Source organism: Phaeobacter gallaeciensis (assembly GCF_001678945.1).
Lineage (GTDB): Bacteria > Pseudomonadota > Alphaproteobacteria > Rhodobacterales > Rhodobacteraceae > Phycobacter > Phycobacter gallaeciensis_A.
Window position 1 is genome coordinate 2,320,800 of sequence record NZ_CP015124.1, and the last position, 20,686, is coordinate 2,341,485.

Sequence of the window (20,686 nt, forward strand, 5' to 3'; positions counted from 1 at the left end):
CCTGAAACAGCGCCTTTCCATGGCCGTGCAAAGCGGCCCGGATGCGGGGTCCTCGGATTTTGACCTCAATCCGGAGATGTCCCTGCCGCAGGCGCGCAAGCTGCGCCCGGCCGGCGTTCTGGTGCCGATCTCGTTGGCCTCAGGTGCCCCGCGGGTCACCCTGACAAAACGGTCTTCTGCGCTCAAACACCACCCGGGGCAGATCGCCTTTCCGGGCGGCAAGGTGGACGAGGGCGATAGGGATGTCACTCATACTGCCCTGCGCGAAGCCTGGGAGGAGATCGGTCTGCCGCAGGATCTGCCCGAGGTTCTGGGCGCGCTGCCGACCCATGAAACGGTCACCAGTTTCACCGTCACGCCGGTGGTGGCACTGCTCAGGTCAGAGTTTGACATCCGCCCCGAGGCGGGCGAGGTGGCCGAGGTCTTTTCTGTGCCGCTCTCTCATGTTCTGGATCCGGCCAATTACATCATCGAATCGCGCCGCTGGCGGGGTACGCGGCGGCGGTATTACACTGTGCCCTATGGTCCCTATTACATCTGGGGGGCCACCGCACGGATGCTGCGCCAGTTTGCAGACCGGATGCAGAGCTGATGCGGATCGACCAACCCTGGCTGCATGCGCCCGAGACGCAGGCCGTCTGCGCCGCGCTGACAGAGGCGGGCGCGCAAGCGCTGTTCGTGGGCGGATGCGTGCGCAATGCACTGCTGGGGGTGCCAGTTTCCGATCTTGATATCGCCACGGATGTGCCGCCGGACACCGTGCTGGCGCTGGCCCAAAAGGCTGGGATCCGCGCCGTTCCGACCGGCATCGACCATGGCACCGTGACGCTGATCAAGGGCGGTATCCCGCATGAGATCACCACCTTTCGCAAGGATGTGGACACCGATGGCCGCCGCGCCGTCGTTGCCTTTTCCACCGATATCGCCGAGGACGCCGCGCGCCGGGATTTTACCGTGAACGCGCTTTATGCGCGCCCAGACGGCAGCATTGTCGATCCTTTGGGCGGGATGCCCGACCTTCAGGCACGGCGCATCCGGTTTATCGGCACAGCAGACCACCGCATACGCGAGGATTACCTGCGCTCGCTGCGCTATTTCCGATTCCATGCCTGGTATGGCGATCAAGCTGCAGGCTTTGACCCCGATGCGCTGGCTGCGATTGCGGCTAACCTCGACGGGCTGGGACAATTGTCGCGCGAACGGGTGGGGGCAGAACTGTTGAAGCTGCTCGACGCGCCGGATCCGGCGCCTGCGGTGGCGGTAATGCGCCAGACCGGGGTTCTGGGACAGATCCTGCCGGGGGCGGATGACCGCGCGCTGGCGCCGCTTGTCCATCTTGAGGGCGAGGCTGGGCTTTCTGCCGATCCGATCCGGCGGCTGGCTGCGATCAGTGGCGGCGCAGACCTGCAAGAATCGCTCCGGCTCAGCAAGGATCAGGCGCGCAGGCTGGAACGCCTTTATGAGGCTGCAACCGGCACCCTGGGCGCGGGTGAGCTGGGGTATCGGCTGGGCGCGGATCAGGGGCGCGATGCGCTGCTCCTGCGGGCAGCACTGCTCGAGCAACCCCTGGCGCCGGACGCGCTTGCGGCAGCAACTCATGGCAGCGCCCAGACCTGCCCGGTGGCGGCGCGGGACCTGATGCCAGACCTTAGTGGTGCGGCGCTGGGCGCGGCGTTGAAACAGCTGGAATCGGATTGGATCGCCTCGGGGTTTTCCCTTGATCGCGCGGCATTGCTGGCACGGCTGAACGGCTGATCCTCCCCCCGCGGAGTCGCAAGCTGAGACAAACGGGGTGACAAAGGCAGGATGGGTGATTATCCATTGGGCAGTCGTGGACGACAGGCACCGGGAGGAATGCTCATGTATTACGGGATCTGGTACAGCTAACGCCGATACCACCCGTTTGTCAGGGGGCCTTGACGGCACCCATCTGACGCATGTCCGCATTCCATAATTTGCTCAAGTGATTGGAGCACCCGCTCATGTTTCGTTTCTTTGAAAACCTCATTGATCCCTATTGCGACTATCCCGAAAAAGACGTGCCTCCGACGCGGCTCTGGCCGTTTCTGCGCGACTATGCCCAGCCCTTCAAACGCGTCTTTGTGCTGACGGCGATGATGTCGGTGGTGGTGGCCGCTATCGAGATCGGGCTGATCTATTACATGGGCCGGGTGGTGGATCTGCTGGGGGGAACGCCCGCTCAGGTCTGGCAGGATCACGGCACCGAGCTGATCGTCGTCGCCCTTTTGATCCTGTTCCTGCGGCCCGCCCTGCAGCTGGTGGATGTGCTGCTGCTGAACAATGCGATCCTGCCCAATTTCGGCACGCTCATCCGCTGGCGGGCACATCGGCATGTGCTGCGCCAATCGGTCAGCTGGTTCGAAAACGATTTTGCCGGCCGCATTGCCAACCGGATCATGCAGACGCCCCCGGCCGCCGGAGAGGTGGTGTTTCAGGTCTTTGACGCCATCACCTTTTCACTGGCCTATCTGGTGGGGGCTGCGGTGCTGCTTTTTGCCGCCGACGCGCGGCTGATGCTGCCGCTGGCGATCTGGTTCGCGCTTTATGCGCTGCTGGTGCGCTGGACCGTGCGGCGCGTGGGCCCGGCCAGCGAAGCGGCCTCCGATGCGCGCTCCACCGTGACGGGGCGGGTGGTGGACAGCTATTCCAATATCCACTCGGTCAAGATGTTCGCCCATGATGATCGTGAGCTTTCCTATGCCAAAGAGGCGATCGAGGACGCGCGCACGACCTTTCAGGACGAGATGCGGATCTTCACCGTGATGGATGGGGTTCTGGTCATGCTGAACGGGTTGCTGATCGTTGGCGTCGTCGGCTGGGCCTTCCTGTTGTGGATGCAAGGCGCGGCTTCGGTTGGTGTGGTAGCGGCAGCAACCGCGCTGACGCTGCGGCTCAACGCGATGACCGGCTGGATCATGTGGGCGCTGACATCGTTTTTCCGCCAGCTGGGCGTGGTGGCCGAGGGGATGCGGACCATCGCCCAGCCGATCACGCTGGTCGATCAAGCAAAGGCGCAGCCTTTGCAACTGAGCGCGGGAGAGATCGAGCTGCGGGATCTGTCGCACCATTATGGCCGCGAGGCAGGCGGGCTGGACAGCATCAGCCTGATCATCAAACCGGGTGAGAAGATCGGCCTGATCGGGCGCTCTGGTGCGGGCAAATCGACGCTCGTGAAGCTTTTGCTTCGGTTCTACGATCCGGACCGGGGGCAAATTCTGATCGATGGGCAGGACATCCGGCAGGTGACGCAAGACAGCCTGCGCCAGAATATCGGCATGGTGCAGCAGGACAGCGCGCTGCTGCATCGGTCGGTGCGGGACAATCTGCTCTATGGCCGCCCGGATGCCAGTGAGGAAGAGATGCTCGCCGCCGCCCGGCAGGCCCAGGCGCAGGAGTTCATTCTGGATCTGGAGGACCCGCAGGGGCGCACAGGATATGACGCCCATGTGGGCGAGCGCGGCGTGAAACTCTCTGGCGGGCAACGTCAGCGGATCACCCTGGCGCGGGTCATTCTGAAGGACGCACCGATTCTGTTACTGGACGAGGCAACCTCGGCGCTCGATTCCGAGGTCGAGGCCGCCATTCAGGAGACCCTTTATGGCATGATGGAGGGCAAGACGGTGATTGCCATCGCCCACCGCCTTTCCACCATCGCCCAGATGGACCGTATTCTGGTGCTGGATCAGGGACGGATTGCCGAACAGGGCAGCCATGACGCGCTTTTGCAGCAGGGCGGCCTATATGCACAATTCTGGGCACGCCAATCGGGTGGCTTTCTGAACGCAGAGGCAGAAGAACAATGCTGAAATCCTTTCTCGACCGGCGTCTCAATCCGTTCCGGCCTGCCGCAGGGCCGCCGCCGGAAACGCTTGTGGCCTTTGCGCGCTGGGCGCTGGCGGGGGCCTGGCCGGTGTTGGGGCTGTTCACGATCCTGTCGGTGATGGCCGGCGGTATGGATACGCTCAACGCTTTTCTTCTGGGATTCATCATCGACACGGCGGTTGATGCCGGGCCGCAGGCCTTCTTTGCCGAACATATGCTGGTGGTGGTGGCCTTTGCGGCCTTCTTCCTGCTGTTTCGCCCGGCGATTCTGGGGCTCGGCGCCTTTGCCAATGCGGTGCTGGTGCAGCCTTTCATTTCGCCGCTGATCCTGTCGCGGATCAACACTTGGGTTTTGGGCCAGTCGGTCAGCTATTTCGACGATGATTTTGCGGGGCGCATTGCGCAAAAGCAGATGCAGACCGCCAATGCCATGACGCAGGTCGCGGTTGAGGGGATCAACGTGGTGATCTTTGGCCTTGCGGCGCTGATCAGTACCTTTGCCCTTCTGGGGTCGATCGATTGGCGGATTACCGGGCTGTTTGCGATCTGGCTCATCGGCTATTTCAGCCTGATCCGCTGGTTCCTGCCGCGCGTCCGCGAACGCTCGGGCAAGATGGCCGGGGCGCGGGCCATGGTGTCCGGGCAGGTGGTCGACACGATCACCAATATCAAGACGGTGAAGCTTTTCGCCCATGCTGGTAACGAGGAAGAAAGCGCCAAGGATGCCATGGCGGGCTACCGCGATGCTAGGCTGCATCTTGGCACCCTGTCAGCGAGCTTCCGCTTCTGCCTGATGGGCTGCGCCGGTGTTCTTCCGGTGATGATGATCGGTGCCTCGCTGCTCCTGTGGCAGGGCGGACAGGCCAGCGAAGGCGATATCGTGGCGGCGGGCACCATCGCGATCCGGCTGGCACAGATGACCGGCTGGCTCAGCTTTGCGCTGATGGGGATTTACGCCAACGTGGGCGAGGTGGAAAACGGGATCAAGACGCTGGCCCGGTTCGACCGCATCACCGATTCCGAAGATGCCCGCGATCTGGTGGTGCGCGAGGGACAGGTGCATTTCGATCACGTCAGTTTTTCCTATGGCCGCAATATCGGCGGCGTGCGCAGCATCGACCTGACCATCAAACCGGGGGAGAAACTGGGCATTGTCGGGGCTTCGGGCGCCGGGAAGTCGACCTTGGTGTCGCTGCTCTTGCGGCTTTACGATGCCGAAGAGGGGCGCGTACTGATCGATGGGCAGGACATCACTGGCGTCACCCAGGACAGCCTGCGGCGGCAGATCGGCATGGTCACGCAGGAAACCGCCATGTTCAATCGCTCCGCCCGCGACAATATCCTGTATGGCCGCCCCGATGCCAGCGAGGCAGAGCTGATCGCCGCCGCACAGAAGGCCGAGGCGCATGAGTTCATTCAGGATCTTGCGGACGGTCAGGGGCGCGAGGGCTATGAGGCGCATCTGGGCGAGCGTGGCGTCAAACTGTCCGGCGGTCAGCGTCAGCGGATCGCCCTGGCCCGCGCGATCCTGAAGGATGCGCCTATCCTGGTTTTGGACGAGGCAACCTCGGCGCTGGATTCCGAGGTCGAAGCCTCAATCCAGACCGCGCTGGAACGGGTGATGGAGGGCAAGACGGTTCTGGCCATCGCCCACCGCCTGTCCACGCTCAGCGAAATGGATCGGATCATCGTGATGGATCAGGGCCAGATGGTCGAGGTGGGCAGCCACGAGGATCTTTTGGCGCAGGGCGGGCGATATGCGCAGTTCTGGGCACGTCAGTCCGGCGGTTTTATCTGCACCGACGAAGACTCGACCGAAGCTGCCGAATAGCCACCGGCGCAGGAGGGTTTGCCCGCCCCGTGCCGTTTGGCTCTTTTGCGCCGGGTCTGTGCAGGCTATCTACGCTGCATGACAGATGCAGCCAGAACCACAGCTACGATCACCCGTCTTGGCCAACAGGGCGACGGGGTCGCCGAAGGCCCGTTGTTCGCCCCCCGCACCCTGCCGGGAGAGGTGGTCAGCGGTATAGTCAGCGGCAGCCAGCTGACCGAAGTGCGGATCGAAACGCCCTCCGAAACCCGCGTGCAGGCGCCGTGCCGACACTATAAATCCTGTGGTGGCTGCCAGTTGCAGCACGCCAGCGATGCCTTTGTCGCCGATTGGAAGGTCGAGGTGGTGAAAACCGCGCTGCGGGCGCAGGGGCTTGAGACCGAATTCCGCCCCATCCATACCTCGCCGTCGCGCAGCCGCCGCCGCGCCACCCTGACCGTGCGCCGCACTAAGAAGGGCGCGATGGCGGGGTTTCACGGGCGTGCATCGGATGTGATCACCCCGATTCCGGATTGCCAACTGCTGGATCCGGCGTTGATCCGGGCCATTCCATTGGCCGAGGAACTCGCCATGGCCGGGGCCAGCCGCAAGGCGCCCCTTTCTGTCACGCTGACCACATCCGAGGTCGGGCTGGACGTGATGGTGCGTGAGGGCAAGCCCCTGGATGGCTCCCTGCGGCTGGAACTGGCGCGCATCGCTGGTCAGAACGGCGTGGCCCGACTCACCTGGGGGGATGAGCAGGTGCTGATGGAGCAGCCCCCGGTGCAGGCTTTTGGTCCCGCCCGCGTCTGCCCGCCGCCGGGGTCGTTTCTGCAAGCCACCAAGGATGGCGAGGCGGCGCTGCTGTCTGCCGTTCAGGAAATCACCAAAGGTGCCAAACGCCTTGTCGACCTTTTTGCGGGATGCGGCACTTTCGCCCTGCCACTAGCGCAGGATGCCGAAGTTCACGCAGTCGAGGGCGAGCGGGACATGATTGCCGCGCTGGATGCGGGCTGGCGCCGGGCGCAGGGGCTGAAAAAGGTCACCTCCGAAGTCCGCGATCTGTTCCGCAATCCTCTGCTGCCTGAGGATCTGAACCCCTTTGGCGCCCATTTCGACGCTGCGGTCATCGACCCGCCCCGCGCGGGTGGTGAGGCGCAGATTGCCCAGCTGGCACAGGCCCGCACGCCGGTTATTGCCTATGTTTCCTGCTACCCGGTGACCTTTGCCCGCGACGCAAAGACGCTAGTCGTTGCGGGCTATCGTCTGAACTGGGTCCAGGTGGTTGACCAGTTCCGCTGGTCCGCCCATACCGAACTGGCTGCCAGTTTCACGCTGGACAGCTGACAGGCACCCAACAGACTGGATTGATGAGCGTGATGCAGACCCTTCGCAAGATCCTGGACAGTCACCGGTTCAGCCGGTTCGTGACGACGGTCATCCTGATCAACGCGGTCACGCTAGGGATGGAGACCTCGGCCGGGATTATGGAGCGGATCGGTCCGATCATCCATTTCATCGACTACCTGTGCCTGTCCATTTTCGTTGCCGAGATTCTGGCCAAGCTTTTGGTGGCGCGGCTGCGGTTCTTTGTCAGCGGCTGGAACGTTTTTGATTTCGTCATCGTCGGTATCGCGCTGGTGCCGGGGGCACAGGGGCTGTCGGTGCTGCGGGCGCTCAGGATCCTGCGGGTTTTGCGGGTCATCTCGGTAGCCCCCCGCCTGCGTCGCGTGGTGGAGGGTTTCATTACCGCGCTGCCGGGGATGGGCTCGGTGTTCCTGCTGATGGCGATCATTTTCTATATTGGCGCGGTGATGGCGACCAAACTGTTCGGTCATAGTTTCCCAGAATGGTTCGGTGATCTTGGCCTCAGCGCCTATTCCCTGTTCCAGATCATGACGCTGGAAAGCTGGTCGATGGGAATCGTGCGCCCGGTGATGGAGGTCTACCCCTATGCTTGGGCCTTCTTCGTGCCGTTTATCATGGTCACGACCTTTGCCGTGGTGAACCTTCTGGTGGGTCTTATTGTGAACTCCATGCAGGATGCCCATTCCGAAGAAGACGACCAGCGCACTGGCGCCTACCGCGACGAGGTTCTGGCGCGGCTGGAGGCCATCGAACGGCGCCTTTCCGACAGCGCGGCCGCGGATCAGCAGACAAAGAAGTGATTTCGAGTTCGGAAATTTTCGGGTATTCTGCGCCTCAGGCAGTCAATAAAAACAGGTTCGAAAATGGACAGGCGGTTATTCGGGCTCGGAGCGGTTTCTTGTGCGATGGTTGCTGGGTGCAGCCAGGCTGAGAGCAAGTTCAAAAGCTATTCAGGCCCCGAGGTGACCTCGATCGTGGTCAACAAGGGCGCGCGTAAAATGTATCTTCTCAACAACGAGGATGTGTTGCGCGAATATGAGGTCGATCTCGGCTTTGCGCCGGACGGGGCCAAGCGTGTCGAAGGCGACGGTAAGACGCCGGAAGGCACCTATCTGATCGACCGTCGCAACCCGAACAGCAGCTTTCACCTGTCGGTGGGCATTTCTTATCCCAACTCGGCGGATGTCGCCCATGCTCAATCCCTGGGGAAAAAGCCGGGTGGAGAGATCTTCATTCACGGAGAGCCGAATGACCACAAGGACCGCAAGCGTGCGGCGCGGGTCAAGGATTGGACAGCAGGCTGTATCGCCGTCAAGAACCACGAGATCGAAGAGGTCTACGCCATGGTTCAGACCGGCACCCTGATTTCCCTGCGCCCCTGAGGGCGTCGAGAATCCGCAGCCTGTCCCTATAGCCTGGGGCAGTGCTGCCCGGTGAGCGGGCTTTTAGTTGCCCATCACCAGCGTCCACCAGATCTTGCCGTTGGGTTCTTGGTACCAGGAAAAGCCCATGTTGGTGGCCTTGGGATCCAGAATCACCGCGCGGGTACCGCGGTCTTCCATCCAGGCGGTCAGGGTCTGAAGCTCGTTCTCGTAGGTTTCCGAAATCGCCTCGCCCAGCATGGAGCCGGGGTAGCCAGTGCGGGCGACGCGATCCAGCGGCGAGGACCCGTCTGAGCCGAAGTGCCAGGGACGGTTCTGAACCGACATGTCACGCGAATGGGTGGCGGCAGCGGCGTTCAGCTGGGCATTCAGCTGGACCTGCGGGGCAGAGGCCGCCTGGCGCAGTGCATTAACCGAATCGAGCATACGGATCTGTACTTTGTCGGCATTGCGGATCCTGTAGACTGTTCCGCCGCCCTCACCCGTCTGAGGGACCGGAGTGCAGGCCGCAGCAAGGGTAACGAAGGCAGCAGCCAGGATCAGGAAAACACGCGTCATCATGCATCTCGCTCAGTTTCATTGTTCCTGCACTTAGCCTTCCTGAGGCGCAGGTGCAAACCTGCGTCGGCCATTCGGGACCCTTAATCGGCGGTTTGATTTGCGACTGAGGCTTAAGAGCCATAATATACCGCCAGTATTTTGATGTTTACCTGCAGGGAAAGACCATGACCCACAGTCTGTTTGATAAACCGTCCCGGCGCCAATTTCTGGCAGGGTCGGCGGCGCTGCTGTCCTCTCCGGCCCTCGCCGAAGGTGTCGCGCAGGACGAGGATGTTGCCTATGATCCCCTGCGCCCGCCGCCAGAGCCGGAACCGCCGGTCAAACGCAATATCTCGGCCTTCCGCGCCAAAAACTGGAGGCCCTATTTCGACAATCTGCGCAAAGGAGCGATTCTCGTCGATATCGACAGCCGGGCGCTGCATTACTGGTCAGAGGATGAATCGGTCTACAAATTGTTCCCCTCTTCGGTGCCCTTGTCCGATGATCTGACCCGCCGGGGTCGGACTTCAGTCATCCGCAAGGTTGATGGCCCCAGCTGGTCGCCGACGCCGAACATGCTGAAACGGAACCCTGAATGGCCAAAATACATCCCGCCAGGACCGGATAACCCATTGGGATCACATGCTTTGTATCTCAGCTGGAAGTTCTACCGCATCCATGGGACCCACGATACGCGCAAAATTGGGCGGAAATCGTCGAACGGCTGCATCGGGCTTTATAACGAGCACATCGCGCAGCTGTTTCAGCTGACCAAGGTGGGCACGCAAGTGTTGCTAATTTGACGACATTGCCGCACGCGCAAGGCTGCCCTTTTAAACAAGCATTTGCATTCCCGAGGGTTACTTGGTTAGAAAAAAATACGAGATAAGTCTTGGGTGCGTAGGCCATTGTTGTGTCCGACGCGAATTCTGGAGGTTAACATGAAAAAACTCGTTATCGCAGCTGCTCTGACTGCCGCCGCTTCCACCGCTTCTGCCGGCAACCTGGCAGAGCCCGTTATCGAAGCACCGGTAATCGTTGAGCAGGCCGAAAGCTCGTCTTCCGGCATCCTGCTGCCGCTGCTGCTGCTGGTCCTGGTTGGCGCAGCTGTCGCAAGCAACTAATTGCTTCTTGCAAGATTTAAAAAGGCGGTGGTTTTCCACCGCCTTTTTTATTGCCTGCTGGCCGGAAACAGAGTGTCCGGTGGGGCCGCCCTCAGAGGGTGGCGACCTCATCCAGAATAAGATCAAGCGTCTGCACGATCATCTCCACGTCATCGCTGTCGATGGTCAGCGGCGGACGAATCTTCAGGATGTTGTCCTTGGGTCCTTCGCTGCCGATCAGGATGCGGTGATCGCGCATGCGGTTCTTGACGTATGAACAGATCCCGGTCGCCTCGCTGCCATCTGCGTTGATCAACTCCAGCCCCAGAAACAGCCCCATGCCGCGCACATCACCGACGCAGGCATGTTTCGCCTCAAGCTGCCGCAGTCCTGCCATCAGCTGGTCGCCCATGGCCTTGGCGTTCTGTTGCAGCCCTTCGTCATCGACGATGTCCAGCACCTCCTTGCCGATGCGGCAGGACAGGGTCGACCCACCGAAGGTCGAGAAGAACTCCGGCCCCTTGGCGAAACTGTCGGCAATGGCGCGGGTGGTGACAAGAACACCCAGCGGGTGGCCGTTGCCGATGGGCTTGCCCATCACCACGATATCGGGCAGCGCGCCCTGGTGTTCAAAGCCGAAGTAATAGTCCCCGAGCCGTCCCAGACCGGTCTGCACTTCGTCGGCGATGCAGATGCCCCCGGCGGCGCGGACCTTTTCATAGACCGCTGGCAGGTACCCCTTGGGCGGGATGATCTGCCCGCCGACCGAGGGGAAGGTTTCGGCGATAAACCCGGCCAGCCCGTGTCCCTTGTCCTTCAGCTTGGCAATCGCAGGATCGACGAGGTCCGCGAATTTCTGCGCTCGGTTCGCATCGTCGCGTTTGAAGCTGCCGCGATAGTCGTCCGCGACCTCGACCAGTTCCACCCAGTCCGATTGGCCAACGCCGCCCTTGGCGTTGAATTTGTAGGCGGAGATGTCGATCACGCCGGTGGTGTTGCCGTGATAGCCGTGGTCTGGCGTCACCATGCCCTTGGCGCCGGTATGGGCGCGGGCTAGCCGCAGGGCCAGCTCGTTCGCCTCGGTGCCGGAGTTGACGAAGAAACAGACCTCGAACGGGGCTGGCAGTTTCGACAGCACCTTCTCGGCAAAGGCGACCTGCGCGGGGTGCAGGTAGCGGGTGTTGGAGTTCATCCGCTTCAGCTGATCCGCCGCCACCGCCTGAATGCGTGGGTGGGCATGGCCCACGTGCGGCACGTTGTTATAAGCATCGAGATAGGGCCGGCCCCATTCATCGAACAGATGGTGTTTCCAGCCCCGCAGCAGCATCACCGGATCGGAGTAGGTGAGGCTGAGATTGCCGCCAAAATGCGCGCGGCGCCCTTTCAGGACTTCACCCTTGTCGGTGGGCTGATAGCCGGTCTTGTCATCGGGCAGGTTCATCAGGGCCGCCGGGTTGGGGCAGATCGCGTGCCACAGGTACATCTCGTCCGGGTCACCGACACCGGGCCAGTCGGCCTCGATCCCGTCGGTGGTCATCGCCAGCTGGAAATGCACATGCGGTGCCCAACCGCCGTTCTGGGTGGGATCGCCCAAGCGGCAGAAGGCTTCGCCCCGCGCCACGGTGTCGCCGGGTTTCAGGCGGTCGCAGCACTCCGGATCCAGATGGCCGTAAAGTGTGTAGAAGGTGTCTCCCGCCGGTGTCTCATGGCGCAGAATGATGGTGCCGCCATAGTCGAGGTGATGCGCGCGGTTCTCGACGATGAAGACCTCGCCCGCCAGCGGCGCATATAGGGGAGCGCCCGCCGGGGCAAAGCCATCGACGCCCAGATGCACGGTGCGCCGGTTGCTGGCCTTCCAGCGCCCCTTGCGAAAGGCGGGCGCGGTATAGATCAGCCGGGGTTCGTTGTAATAGCCCAGCCAGATGCCGGTGCCGTATTCCTCGCCGACGCGGGCGGCTTCTTCCAGCGGCATATCGAACGGGTTCTGCGGCCAGGTGGCGTTTTCGACCGAGAGCGACCCCATCGGCACGTCGCTCAGGTCCGTGCCCATCAGGGGAGCGAAATTGCCGCGTTCTGCATTTAGCCACGCCAGCACTCGATCGGCGCCCTCCACCACCGGCAGACCACAGGCGGCGCGCAGGCGGGCGTTCACCAGCTTGGCGTTCAGGTCAAAGCCTTCGAGGAACCGCCAAGCAGGCGCCTGCGAGATGGTCACGTAAGGATCATCGGGGTTCTCTGCGCCCATCAAGGTAGAGTTCACCACTGAGACCGCAAGCCGCGCCCGCAACAGCGGCCAGATCATGTCTACCTCCGCTGGGGTCAGTGGGCAGGCGGAATGATAGCCGGACACCAGCGCAGCCAGCGCGGCCTCGGGGTCGGGATGGTCCAGAACGATATAGGCGGCCGCGATCGCCAGATCGCAGACGCGCGGCGCGTTGCACATATCGCCAAGGTCGATGAGGCCGGATACCCGGCGCGGTTCGCTGAGTTCTCCCGATACGATGATATTGTAATCATTGGCATCATTGTGGATTGCCTGCTGCGGCAGCTTGGCAAGGTCGGGTGCCAGTTCGGCAAAGGCGCCATGAATATCGGTCAGCAGGGCCCTGCGGGCCGGATCGGCAATGCAATCCAGATCATCGGCAATCCACCCGGCCTGCATCAGGTTCCATTTGAAATCCCGCTCAAGGCCCGGATGCTGAAAATCCGCCAGCGCCGCGTTGGTCTTGCCCAGCACCGCGCCAACCTCGTGGATCAGGCTGTCGGATTTCGGTGCCGCCTTGGCGTAGCAGCGGCCGGGCAGTTGGTTGATGACCCAGACCAGCCGTTCGGCGCCGGTTTCATCGGCAATCGCGCACATTGCGGCGCCGTTGCTGGCCCGGATCACGCGCGGGCAGGGCAGATCCGGCGCCGCCCTGGCTATATGGTCGAGGGCCTGCACCTGCATATCGACCAGATCCTGCGCGCAGCCGGGGCGCATCGCCTTGACGATATAGCCGGAGCCATCCGCCGCCAGCGCCAGAAAGTTCAGATCGTATTCGCCATCAAGGCGGGTTAGCTCCGCCTCGATCCCCCAATGTGCCGCAAATGCGGCTGCCCAATGCGCCTGTGTCATAAAACCCCCCGATCCGCCGCTTCGGCGGTAACCCAATATTGGATCCTATTTGAACCGGGGCGCGGCGTTAGTCCACCCAGCCTTTCAAATTCTGTTCGATGACACCGGCCAGTGCTGCGATGTGATCGTCATCATCGTTGAGGCAGGGGATATAGAGGAAGTCCTCGCCACCCGCCTCTTCAAAGCTTTCCTTGATCTCTTCGTTGATCTCTTCGAGCGTTTCGATGCAGTCGGCAGAGAATGCCGGGGCGATCACGGCGATGTTCTTTTTGCCTTCCTTGGCCAGCGTGGCGACGTGGTCAACGGTATAGGGTTTCAGCCATTCCTCGGGGCCAAAGACCGATTGGAAGGTCGTCGTAATCTGGGTGTCTTCCCAGCCAAGGCGTTCCTTCAGAAGGCGCGTCGTTTTCTGGCACTGGCAGTGGTAGGGATCGCCCTGCATCAGATAGCGTTTCGGCATCCCGTGGTAGGATACGACCAGAATATCGGGGCGACTCGACGCCTTGGCGTAGGCCTCTTCGACGGAACGCGCCAGCGCATCGATATAGGCGGGTTCGTCGAAATAGGCGGGAATGGTGCGGGCGGCGGGCTGCCAGGTTTCTTCCATCAGAGCGCGGAAGAACTGGTCATTCGCGGTGCCCGATGTGGCGCCGGCATATTGTGGATAGAGCGGCACGAACAGGATCTTCTGGCAGCCCGCCTTGACCATTTCGCGGACCTTGGACTTGGTCGACGGGTTGCCATAGCGCATGCAGAAATCGACCATGACCTGATCGCCATACCGGTCGGACATCACCTTTGCCATCTTGGCGGTCTGGTCCTTGGTGATGGTCATCAGCGGGCTTTCGCCCTTGTCGTGGTTCCAGATGGATTTATAGGCCTCGCCCGAACTGAACGGACGTTTGGTCAGGATGATCAGCTGCAACAGCGGCTGCCATTTCCACGACGGGTAGTCGATCACCCGCTTGTCCGACAGGAATTCGCTCAGATAGCGGCGCATGGGCCAGTAGCTATAGTCATCCGGGGTGCCGAGGTTCGCAAGCAGAATGCCCACCTTTTCCGGCTGCACCTTGGGGTGGTCGGCAGGAGCATGAACAGGGCATTTTGCAGTTGAGGTCGAATCCAGCATTGATGTGTCCTGTGCGGTTGAGGCTTTGTGTTTCGGCGCAATAGTAATGGCATACGCGGTCAAAGACCAATCGGATCAAATTTGTGCAGCCATCGCGTTTGCCTATTGTCCGCAGTGGCGCGGGCCTAGTCGGGCAGCTTGGTTTCCGGCACTTTCAGGGCATCCGCCAGCCGCATCTGGGCCGAGCCGGGGCGCAGCGGTTTCTGCTGGCTTTCAGAGGGCGACCAGCCGGTCAGGCAGATGAGTTCGAAACTGGCGGGCAGGCGGCCGGTCTCGGTCTCGAAGTGCTGGCGATAGATCTCTTCGGCACGGTGGAACAGGCGGCGCGGGACCGGGCGTTTCAGGCGGGATGTCAGGGCGTTGGTTTCCCCCATGTCCCGCAATTCGCGCATCAGATGCATCAGGTCGCGGTATTCCGCCGTCAGCGGCACCACATCGGCCACCGGCAAGGCGAACCCGGCCCGTTGCAGCAGGGCGCCCAGATCGCGGACCTCGCCCATCGGGGCGATACGCGGAGACAACCCGCCCAGTACCTCGGTTTCTGCTCCGGCCAGCGCCACGCGCAGCTCCTGCAATGTCTGCCCGCCCAGCATCACCGCCAGCAGCAACCCGTCTTCCTTCAGGGCGCGGCGGCACTGGATCAGCTGGCCGACCGGATCATTGGCCCAGTGCAGGCCCATGGCATGGATCACCACGTCATGGGCGCCGGGTTGCAGATCCAGAACATCGTCGTCTGCAACGCAGGTCGCACCGCCCAGGGCACCGTCCCAAATCTCCGCAAAAGGAGACACCACCGCAGGGGCGGTAAAGGTTCTGTTAACCATGCTGAGGCGATCTTCGACCTCGTCCCGTGCCATCTGGTGCAGGAACAGGGCCTCTTGCTGCCGCCGGGCCCGATGCGCTGCCAAAGCCTGCCTGTCAAACAGCTGTGGCTGGTGTTGTGTGTTTTGCGTCATGGGGGGCTACTTAAATGCTGTTGGCGCAGTTTCAAACCGCTGTTTCACTGATCTATCCGCCACGCTGTCTGGGCTGCGGCGGGCTGGTCGGACAGGACGCGGGCCTGTGCGGTCCCTGCTGGCGCGAGACGGAGTTCATTTCCGGCACGGTTTGCGAAGGCTGCGGGGTGCCCCTGCCCGGGGAGAGCGACGGATTTCGCATCGAATGCGATGATTGCATGGCGACCCCCCGCCCGTGGAGCCAAGGCCGTGCCGCGCTTGTCTATGGCGGTAAGGCGCGCGAGCTGGTGCTGGCGCTGAAACATGGGGACCGGCTTGATATTGCTACTCCGGCGGCGGCCTGGATGGCGCGGGTGGCGGAACCTTTGCTGCAGGATAGTCCGCTGGTCTGCCCGGTGCCCCTGCACTGGAGCCGACTTCTGAAACGCCGCTACAATCAGTCCGCCGTGCTGGCCAGGGCGCTGGCACACCGCGCTGGGCTGCAATATTGCCCCGATCTGCTGCGCCGCCACCGCAGAACGCCGTCATTGGACGGGCTGTCGCGCGCCGAACGGTTCCGGCTGTTGGGCGATGTGATCGGGGTGCCGCCGCGCAAGGCGCCTGCCTTGAGCGGTCGCAACGTCTTGTTGGTGGATGATGTGATGACCTCCGGGGCGACCCTGTCGGCCTGCGCCGATGCCTGCCTGCGCGCTGGTGCGGAAGAGGTGCGGATCGTCGTTCTGGCCCGCGTCACGCATGCGTGACCGCCTGACCGGTGCCTCTGGCAAAGATTGCAATGCGGCCCCATATCCCTCACAAACGCAAAAACCCGAATATATTGGAGACCTGCATGAAACCGGTGGAAATCTACACCTCGCCCCTGTGCGGCTTTTGCCACGCCGCAAAACGGCTTTTGAACCAGAAGGGTGTGACCTTTTCCGAGGTCGACGTTATGATGAACCCGAAACGCAAACCTGAAATGATCCAGCGCGCGAACGGGGGCCGCACGGTGCCGCAGATTTTCATCGGCGACACGCATGTGGGCGGTTGTGATGAGCTTTACGCGCTTGAACAGGCCGGCAAACTGGATCAGTTGCTGTCCGCCTGAAACCGGAGACCCACCTGATGCGCGCAGCCCTGTTGCAGATGACCTCAAGCGATGATCCAGCCGAGAATCTGGACAGCGTGCGCGCCATGATGGCCACAGCGGTGGCCGAGGGCGCCGGTTTCGTGCTGACGCCCGAGGTCACCAATTGCCTTTCGACCAGCCGCGCGCATCAGAAAGCCGTCCTGCATCACGAAGAAGACGATCCGACCCTGGCTGCCCTGCGCGACGAGGCCGCGAAACTGGGCGTCTGGATGGTGCTCGGCTCGCTCGGCATCAAGACCCACGATGCGGATGGGCGCTTTGCCAATCGCCAGTTCCTGATCGGCCCCGATGGCGGGATCGTCGCCCGCTATGACAAGATCCACATGTTCGATGTGGAGGTCACGCCTGAGGAAACCTACCGCGAATCGGATGGCTATCGCCCCGGCACCCGCGCGGTGCTGGCAGAGACTCCCTTTGCCAGGATCGGCATGACCATCTGCTACGATGTGCGCTTTCCCCATCTGCACCGGACGCTGGCGCAGGCCGGGGCGCAGGTGCTGACGGTTCCGGCAGCATTTTCCCACGTGACTGGCGCCGCCCATTGGCACACGCTGCTGCAGGCCCGCGCGATCGAAACCGGCTGCTACGTGCTGGCGCCTGCCCAGACCGGCACCCATCCAGCCAGCCGGGGCGCATCGCGCCGCACATTCGGGCATTCGCTGGTTGTGGCGCCCTGGGGAGAGATTCTGGCGGATGCCGGGACCGATCCCGGGGTTGTCTGCGTTGATCTTGATATGGGAAAAGTGGCAGAAGCACGCAAGCGCGTTCCCGCGCTGACCCATGATCGAGAGTTCGACGGACCCTGATGGAAGAATCACATTCTCTGGCCGTTTCGCTGTTCAGTGAAATCCTGATGGCCGACCAGCTGGCGCGTTCGCGGCTGGGCAAGGCCCTGCCCAAGGGAATGGAACTGTCGCATTTTTCGGTTCTGAACCATCTGGCACGGGCCGGGCTGGAACGCTCTCCGGCGCAGCTGGCGAAGGCGTTTCACGTCACCCGCGGTGCCATGACCAATACGCTGAACAAGCTGGAGATGGCGGGTTATGTGCATATCCGCCCCGACTGGGATGATGCCCGACGCAAGATGGTGGCGATCAGCCCCGCGGGCAGGCAGGCGCGCGATGCGGCGCTGGCCAGTATCGTGCCGGTAATCTCCGAAGTGGTGGATGAGCTGGGCGGCGACCGGGTGCGTGCCGCACTTCCGATCCTGCGGGAGTTGCGCAGCAAGCTGGAAGACGACTAAGCGCCGCCCGGTGCGGCCTCCATGCCCTTGCGTTTTCCTATGCCCCAAAAAGAAAGGGATGCCGTGTAACGGGCATCCCTGTCTCAATTTCCCATACGGCCGCGTGAGTGGTGGCAGCGATCATTTCGCATTGCGCCGATAGGCCATCGGGTACAGCATTCACTCTGTTAAGGGCCAAGGCCCGGTATCGGTCAGACTAAAACCCAACCGATCGGACGGTTTTATACTAAATCGAGTCAAACGCCAAGTACGCAGAGGGATTAGGTCTCCTATACGAAAGGATAGGAGGCGGTTATCCGCCACCTTGTTATGCGGTGGGTTTGGTGCTGGCCGTGACGTAGTTGACCGAAAGATCGCGCGGAGAAATCGACCAGCCCCAGGTCACCGGGTTGAACACGAACCCCTTACGGTCGACTGGCTCCAGCCCCGCCTTGCGCAGCAGCTCGAACAGCTCGTCCGGGGTGATGAATTTATTCCATTCATGCGTGCCGCGCGGCAGCCAGCGCATCACCACCTCGGCGCCAAAGATGGCCATGACATAGCTTTTGGGATTGCGGTTGATGGTGGAACAGATCTGCAAGCCGCCAGGTTTCAGCAACTCCCGCGTTGCGGTCAGATAACTCAGCGGATCGGCCACATGTTCAACCACCTCCATGTTGAGAACCACGTCGAACTGTTCACCGGCTTCGGCCAGGGCCTCGGCAGTGGTGTGGCGGTAATCGATGGTAAGGCCGGATTGTTCCGCATGAATCCGCGCCACCGGCAGGTTCCCGGCGGCAGCATCGGCCCCCACGACCTCGGCGCCAAGGCGCGCCATCGGTTCCGACAACAGCCCGCCGCCGCAGCCAATGTCGAGAAGGCGCAGGCCCCTGAATGGCTCCGGCTGCGTCAGATCACGGCCGAATTCCCCGGCGATCTGCTGGGTGATGTAATCAAGCCGACAGGGATTCAGCATATGCAATGGCTTGAACTTGCCGTTGGGATCCCACCACTCCGCGGCCATTGCTTCGAATTTGGCGATCTCGGACGGGTCTACCGTGGACTGAGGCGCTTGCATTCCTGTCTCCGTGTGTTCTTTTGTGTCTAACAGACTAGTTAGGTCAGTAATGGACAAATACTCGGACCAAAAGCGCGCAGTGCAGTATCTTTATCCTCCGGTCGATGCCTACGACCAGCGTATGCTGGATGTGGGGCAGGGCCACAGCATTTATGTTGAGCAATCGGGCAACCCCAAGGGCATTCCGGTGATTGTCTGTCATGGTGGTCCCGGCGGCGGCAGCAGCCCGGCGATGCGGCGCTATTTCGATCCCAATATCTATCGGGTGATTCTTTTTGATCAGCGCGGCTGCGGCCGCTCGCGTCCCCATGCCTCTTGCGAGGATAACACCACCTGGCATCTGGTTGCCGATATGGAGGAGATCCGCCGCCTGCTGGAGATCGACAGCTGGCTATTGTTCGGTGGCAGCTGGGGGGCGACGCTGGCGCTGATTTATGCGCAGACGCACCCGGAGCGCGTGCAGCACATCATCCTGCGCGGTGTCTTCCTGATGACACAAAGCGAACTCGACTGGTTTTACGGGGGCGGCGCCGGGCGGTTCTGGCCGGAAACCTGGGCGCGGTTTGTCGCGCTGGTCCCGCATGACGAGCGGCACGATATGATCGCCGCTTATAACAAGCGCCTGTTTTCCGGCGATGTGAACGAGGAAATCCGATTCGGTCGTGCCTGGTCATCCTGGGAGAACGCCCTGGCCTCGGTCCATTCTAACGGTCATGGCGGCGAAAGCCCCGGCGATTATGCCCGCGCTTTTGCCCGGCTGGAAAACCACTATTTCATCAATGGCGGTTTTCTGGATTTCGATGGGCAGATCCTCGCCAATATGGGGCGGATTTCCCATATTCCGGGCATCATCGTGCAGGGCCGTTACGACATGATCTGCCCGCCGACCTCGGCCTGGCGCCTGAACGAGCTGTGGCCAAATGCCGAGTTGAAAATGATCCGCAATGCAGGTCATGCCTTGTCGGAGCCGGGAATCAGTGCCGAACTGGTGCGCACGATGGACCGGATTGCCGAGGAGATGCTGCCATGACCCGTATCGACCGCCGCGCGCTGTTTACCTCTGGTGCTGCGGCTGCCTTGCTGGCGGCGACGGGCACGTCATTGGCGGCTGCGCCGCGGGCGGGCGGGGTGCTGCGTCTTGCGGTGCCGCGTCAGGATGGGCTGATGGAGCAGGTGGCGCGTGGCGCCGTCTTCGACACCCTGACAGAGATCGCGCCCGATGGCGTGTTGCGGGGCGAGCTGGCCGAGGGATGGCACAGCAGCGACGCGGCCCGGACCTGGTCCTTTGATCTGCGCAGCGACGTGCGGTTCCATGATGGCGCGGCCATGACGGCGGCGGATGTGGTTGCCTCGCTGAGCGGGCGCGGCATCGACGGCGCCGAGGTTGCCTTGGTGCAGCAGGTCGCCGACCATCGGATCGAGATCCAGCTGACGGTCGCAAATCCCCATCTTCCTTACCTTCTGGCGGATCCGGCGCATGTCATCGCTCCGGCGGGCCAGGTGGATATGCCATTGGCGCAGGCCGTGGGCACCGGCTGTTACCGCGTCGAGCGGGCGCAGGACGGACGGCATTTCCGCGCGGCAAAACTGGCCGATCATTACAAGGCCGGGCAGGCAGGCTGGGTGGATACGGTCGAGGTGATCGTCATCCCGGATGCCCGCGTGCGGACCGAGGCGCTGCGTGATGGTTATGTGGATGTGGCGGCATTGCCTGCACCAGAGGGGCTGATCGAAAAGGGCGGATTCCTGTATCATCCTTCGGCCAGCGACATGGCGCTAGCGGCGCGCAGCGATGTGGGAATGCCCCGCACCGTGGGCCGCCGCGCGGCGCTGGATGATGGCCGTATTGCCGAACGCTGGTGGCGGATCTGACCGGGGCGCAGGCCGGTTTCGAACTTCTCCTTGCAGATTCGCCCCATCAAGCGTATATGCCTTTCACAACAGCGGCGCGTTGGGCTCTGGTCCAAGGCTCCACCGGGATTTTCAACGGGCCGCGCGCCCGTTTTTTTGT

20 protein-coding genes are annotated in these 20,686 nt (G+C 62.2%); 15 read left to right on the forward strand and 5 right to left on the reverse strand.

Translation table 11 applies throughout. The features are described from left to right. Nucleotides 1–19: 19 nt before the first annotated feature. From JL2886_RS11105 to JL2886_RS11135, 7 genes are all read left to right on the forward strand, one after another. Entirely contained in the window at nucleotides 20–592 is a 573-nt protein-coding gene (locus JL2886_RS11105; RefSeq protein ID WP_420480636.1) for a CoA pyrophosphatase, read from the forward strand. After that, nucleotides 592–1,755 (forward strand): CCA tRNA nucleotidyltransferase, encoded by a 1,164-nt coding sequence (locus tag JL2886_RS11110; protein WP_065272060.1) that lies wholly within the window; start codon nucleotides 592–594, stop codon nucleotides 1,753–1,755. Before JL2886_RS11105 ends, JL2886_RS11110 begins: the two co-directional genes overlap by 1 nt. A 227-nt stretch (nucleotides 1,756–1,982) precedes the next feature. Beyond that, nucleotides 1,983–3,827 (forward strand): ABC transporter ATP-binding protein, encoded by a 1,845-nt coding sequence (locus JL2886_RS11115; RefSeq protein WP_065272061.1) that lies wholly within the window; start codon nucleotides 1,983–1,985, stop codon nucleotides 3,825–3,827. Continuing rightward, nucleotides 3,821–5,674 carry an ABC transporter ATP-binding protein gene (locus JL2886_RS11120; RefSeq protein WP_065272062.1) on the forward strand — a complete coding sequence of 618 codons (1,854 nt, stop codon included), beginning with the start codon at nucleotides 3,821–3,823 and terminating at the stop codon, nucleotides 5,672–5,674. Before JL2886_RS11115 ends, JL2886_RS11120 begins: the two co-directional genes overlap by 7 nt. 78 nt (nucleotides 5,675–5,752) lie before the next feature. Next, the gene (locus tag JL2886_RS11125) at nucleotides 5,753–7,000 is read left to right on the forward strand and encodes a class I SAM-dependent RNA methyltransferase (protein WP_065272063.1); all 1,248 of its coding nucleotides are present in this window, start codon (nucleotides 5,753–5,755) and stop codon (nucleotides 6,998–7,000) included. A 23-nt stretch (nucleotides 7,001–7,023) separates the two neighbouring features. Continuing rightward, nucleotides 7,024–7,821, forward strand: a complete 798-nt coding sequence (locus JL2886_RS11130) for an ion transporter (protein WP_065273654.1) — start codon at nucleotides 7,024–7,026, stop codon at nucleotides 7,819–7,821. Between the two features lie 63 nt (nucleotides 7,822–7,884). After that, nucleotides 7,885–8,403, forward strand: coding sequence for a L,D-transpeptidase family protein (locus JL2886_RS11135; protein WP_065272064.1), 519 nt, complete (start codon nucleotides 7,885–7,887; stop codon nucleotides 8,401–8,403). 63 nt (nucleotides 8,404–8,466) lie between these two features. On the opposite strand, the gene JL2886_RS11140 is transcribed toward JL2886_RS11135, so the two are convergent. Next, nucleotides 8,467–8,961, reverse strand: a complete 495-nt coding sequence (locus JL2886_RS11140) for a CAP domain-containing protein (RefSeq protein WP_065273655.1) — start codon at nucleotides 8,959–8,961, stop codon at nucleotides 8,467–8,469. A gap of 167 nt (nucleotides 8,962–9,128) precedes the next feature. Here JL2886_RS11140 and JL2886_RS11145 point away from each other — a divergent pair, with 167 nt between their 5' ends. Both JL2886_RS11145 and JL2886_RS11150 read left to right on the forward strand, forming a co-directional pair. Continuing rightward, nucleotides 9,129–9,746 (forward strand): L,D-transpeptidase, encoded by a 618-nt coding sequence (locus JL2886_RS11145; protein ID WP_065272065.1) that lies wholly within the window; start codon nucleotides 9,129–9,131, stop codon nucleotides 9,744–9,746. Nucleotides 9,747–9,884: 138 nt separating this feature from the next. Then, nucleotides 9,885–10,067, forward strand: a complete 183-nt coding sequence (locus JL2886_RS11150) for a hypothetical protein (RefSeq protein WP_065272066.1) — start codon at nucleotides 9,885–9,887, stop codon at nucleotides 10,065–10,067. 91 nt (nucleotides 10,068–10,158) lie between these two features. Here JL2886_RS11150 and JL2886_RS11155 read toward each other — a convergent pair whose 3' ends face one another. The 3 genes from JL2886_RS11155 to JL2886_RS11165 all read right to left on the reverse strand — a co-directional run bounded on the left by JL2886_RS11155 (nucleotide 10,159) and on the right by JL2886_RS11165 (nucleotide 15,246). Next, nucleotides 10,159–13,161 carry an aminotransferase class III-fold pyridoxal phosphate-dependent enzyme gene (locus tag JL2886_RS11155; RefSeq protein ID WP_065272067.1) on the reverse strand — a complete coding sequence of 1,001 codons (3,003 nt, stop codon included), beginning with the start codon at nucleotides 13,159–13,161 and terminating at the stop codon, nucleotides 10,159–10,161. A gap of 67 nt (nucleotides 13,162–13,228) precedes the next feature. Beyond that, entirely contained in the window at nucleotides 13,229–14,290 is a 1,062-nt protein-coding gene (gene hemH, locus JL2886_RS11160; RefSeq protein WP_065272068.1) for a ferrochelatase, read from the reverse strand. A gap of 125 nt (nucleotides 14,291–14,415) precedes the next feature. Further along, the gene (locus tag JL2886_RS11165) at nucleotides 14,416–15,246 is read right to left on the reverse strand and encodes an SAM-dependent methyltransferase (RefSeq protein WP_065272069.1); all 831 of its coding nucleotides are present in this window, start codon (nucleotides 15,244–15,246) and stop codon (nucleotides 14,416–14,418) included. Between the two features lie 14 nt (nucleotides 15,247–15,260). Between JL2886_RS11165 and JL2886_RS11170 the strand changes: the two genes are divergently transcribed. The 4 genes from JL2886_RS11170 (at nucleotide 15,261) to JL2886_RS11185 (ending at nucleotide 17,618) form a co-directional block, all read left to right on the forward strand. Further along, nucleotides 15,261–15,989: a ComF family protein gene (locus JL2886_RS11170; RefSeq protein WP_065272070.1), complete on the forward strand. Its 729-nt coding sequence runs from the start codon at nucleotides 15,261–15,263 to the stop codon at nucleotides 15,987–15,989. A gap of 86 nt (nucleotides 15,990–16,075) precedes the next feature. Then, nucleotides 16,076–16,333, forward strand: a complete 258-nt coding sequence (grxC, locus tag JL2886_RS11175) for a glutaredoxin 3 (protein ID WP_065273656.1) — start codon at nucleotides 16,076–16,078, stop codon at nucleotides 16,331–16,333. Nucleotides 16,334–16,350: 17 nt separating this feature from the next. Then, nucleotides 16,351–17,181 carry a carbon-nitrogen hydrolase family protein gene (locus tag JL2886_RS11180; protein WP_065272071.1) on the forward strand — a complete coding sequence of 277 codons (831 nt, stop codon included), beginning with the start codon at nucleotides 16,351–16,353 and terminating at the stop codon, nucleotides 17,179–17,181. Further along, the gene (locus JL2886_RS11185; protein WP_065272072.1) at nucleotides 17,181–17,618 is read left to right on the forward strand and encodes a MarR family winged helix-turn-helix transcriptional regulator; all 438 of its coding nucleotides are present in this window, start codon (nucleotides 17,181–17,183) and stop codon (nucleotides 17,616–17,618) included. Before JL2886_RS11180 ends, JL2886_RS11185 begins: the two co-directional genes overlap by 1 nt. 307 nt (nucleotides 17,619–17,925) lie before the next feature. Here JL2886_RS11185 and ubiG read toward each other — a convergent pair whose 3' ends face one another. After that, on the reverse strand, nucleotides 17,926–18,675 hold the full coding sequence (ubiG, locus tag JL2886_RS11190) for a bifunctional 2-polyprenyl-6-hydroxyphenol methylase/3-demethylubiquinol 3-O-methyltransferase UbiG (protein WP_065272073.1): 750 nt from the start codon (nucleotides 18,673–18,675) through the stop codon (nucleotides 17,926–17,928). A 49-nt stretch (nucleotides 18,676–18,724) separates the two neighbouring features. Between ubiG and pip the strand changes: the two genes are divergently transcribed. Both pip and JL2886_RS11200 read left to right on the forward strand, forming a co-directional pair. Beyond that, complete coding sequence (gene pip, locus JL2886_RS11195) at nucleotides 18,725–19,705, forward strand: prolyl aminopeptidase (protein WP_065272074.1); 981 nt, start codon at nucleotides 18,725–18,727, stop codon at nucleotides 19,703–19,705. Next, the gene (locus JL2886_RS11200) at nucleotides 19,702–20,547 is read left to right on the forward strand and encodes an ABC transporter substrate-binding protein (protein ID WP_065272075.1); all 846 of its coding nucleotides are present in this window, start codon (nucleotides 19,702–19,704) and stop codon (nucleotides 20,545–20,547) included. The genes pip and JL2886_RS11200 overlap by 4 nt, the downstream gene beginning before the upstream one ends. Nucleotides 20,548–20,686 lie beyond the last annotated feature (139 nt).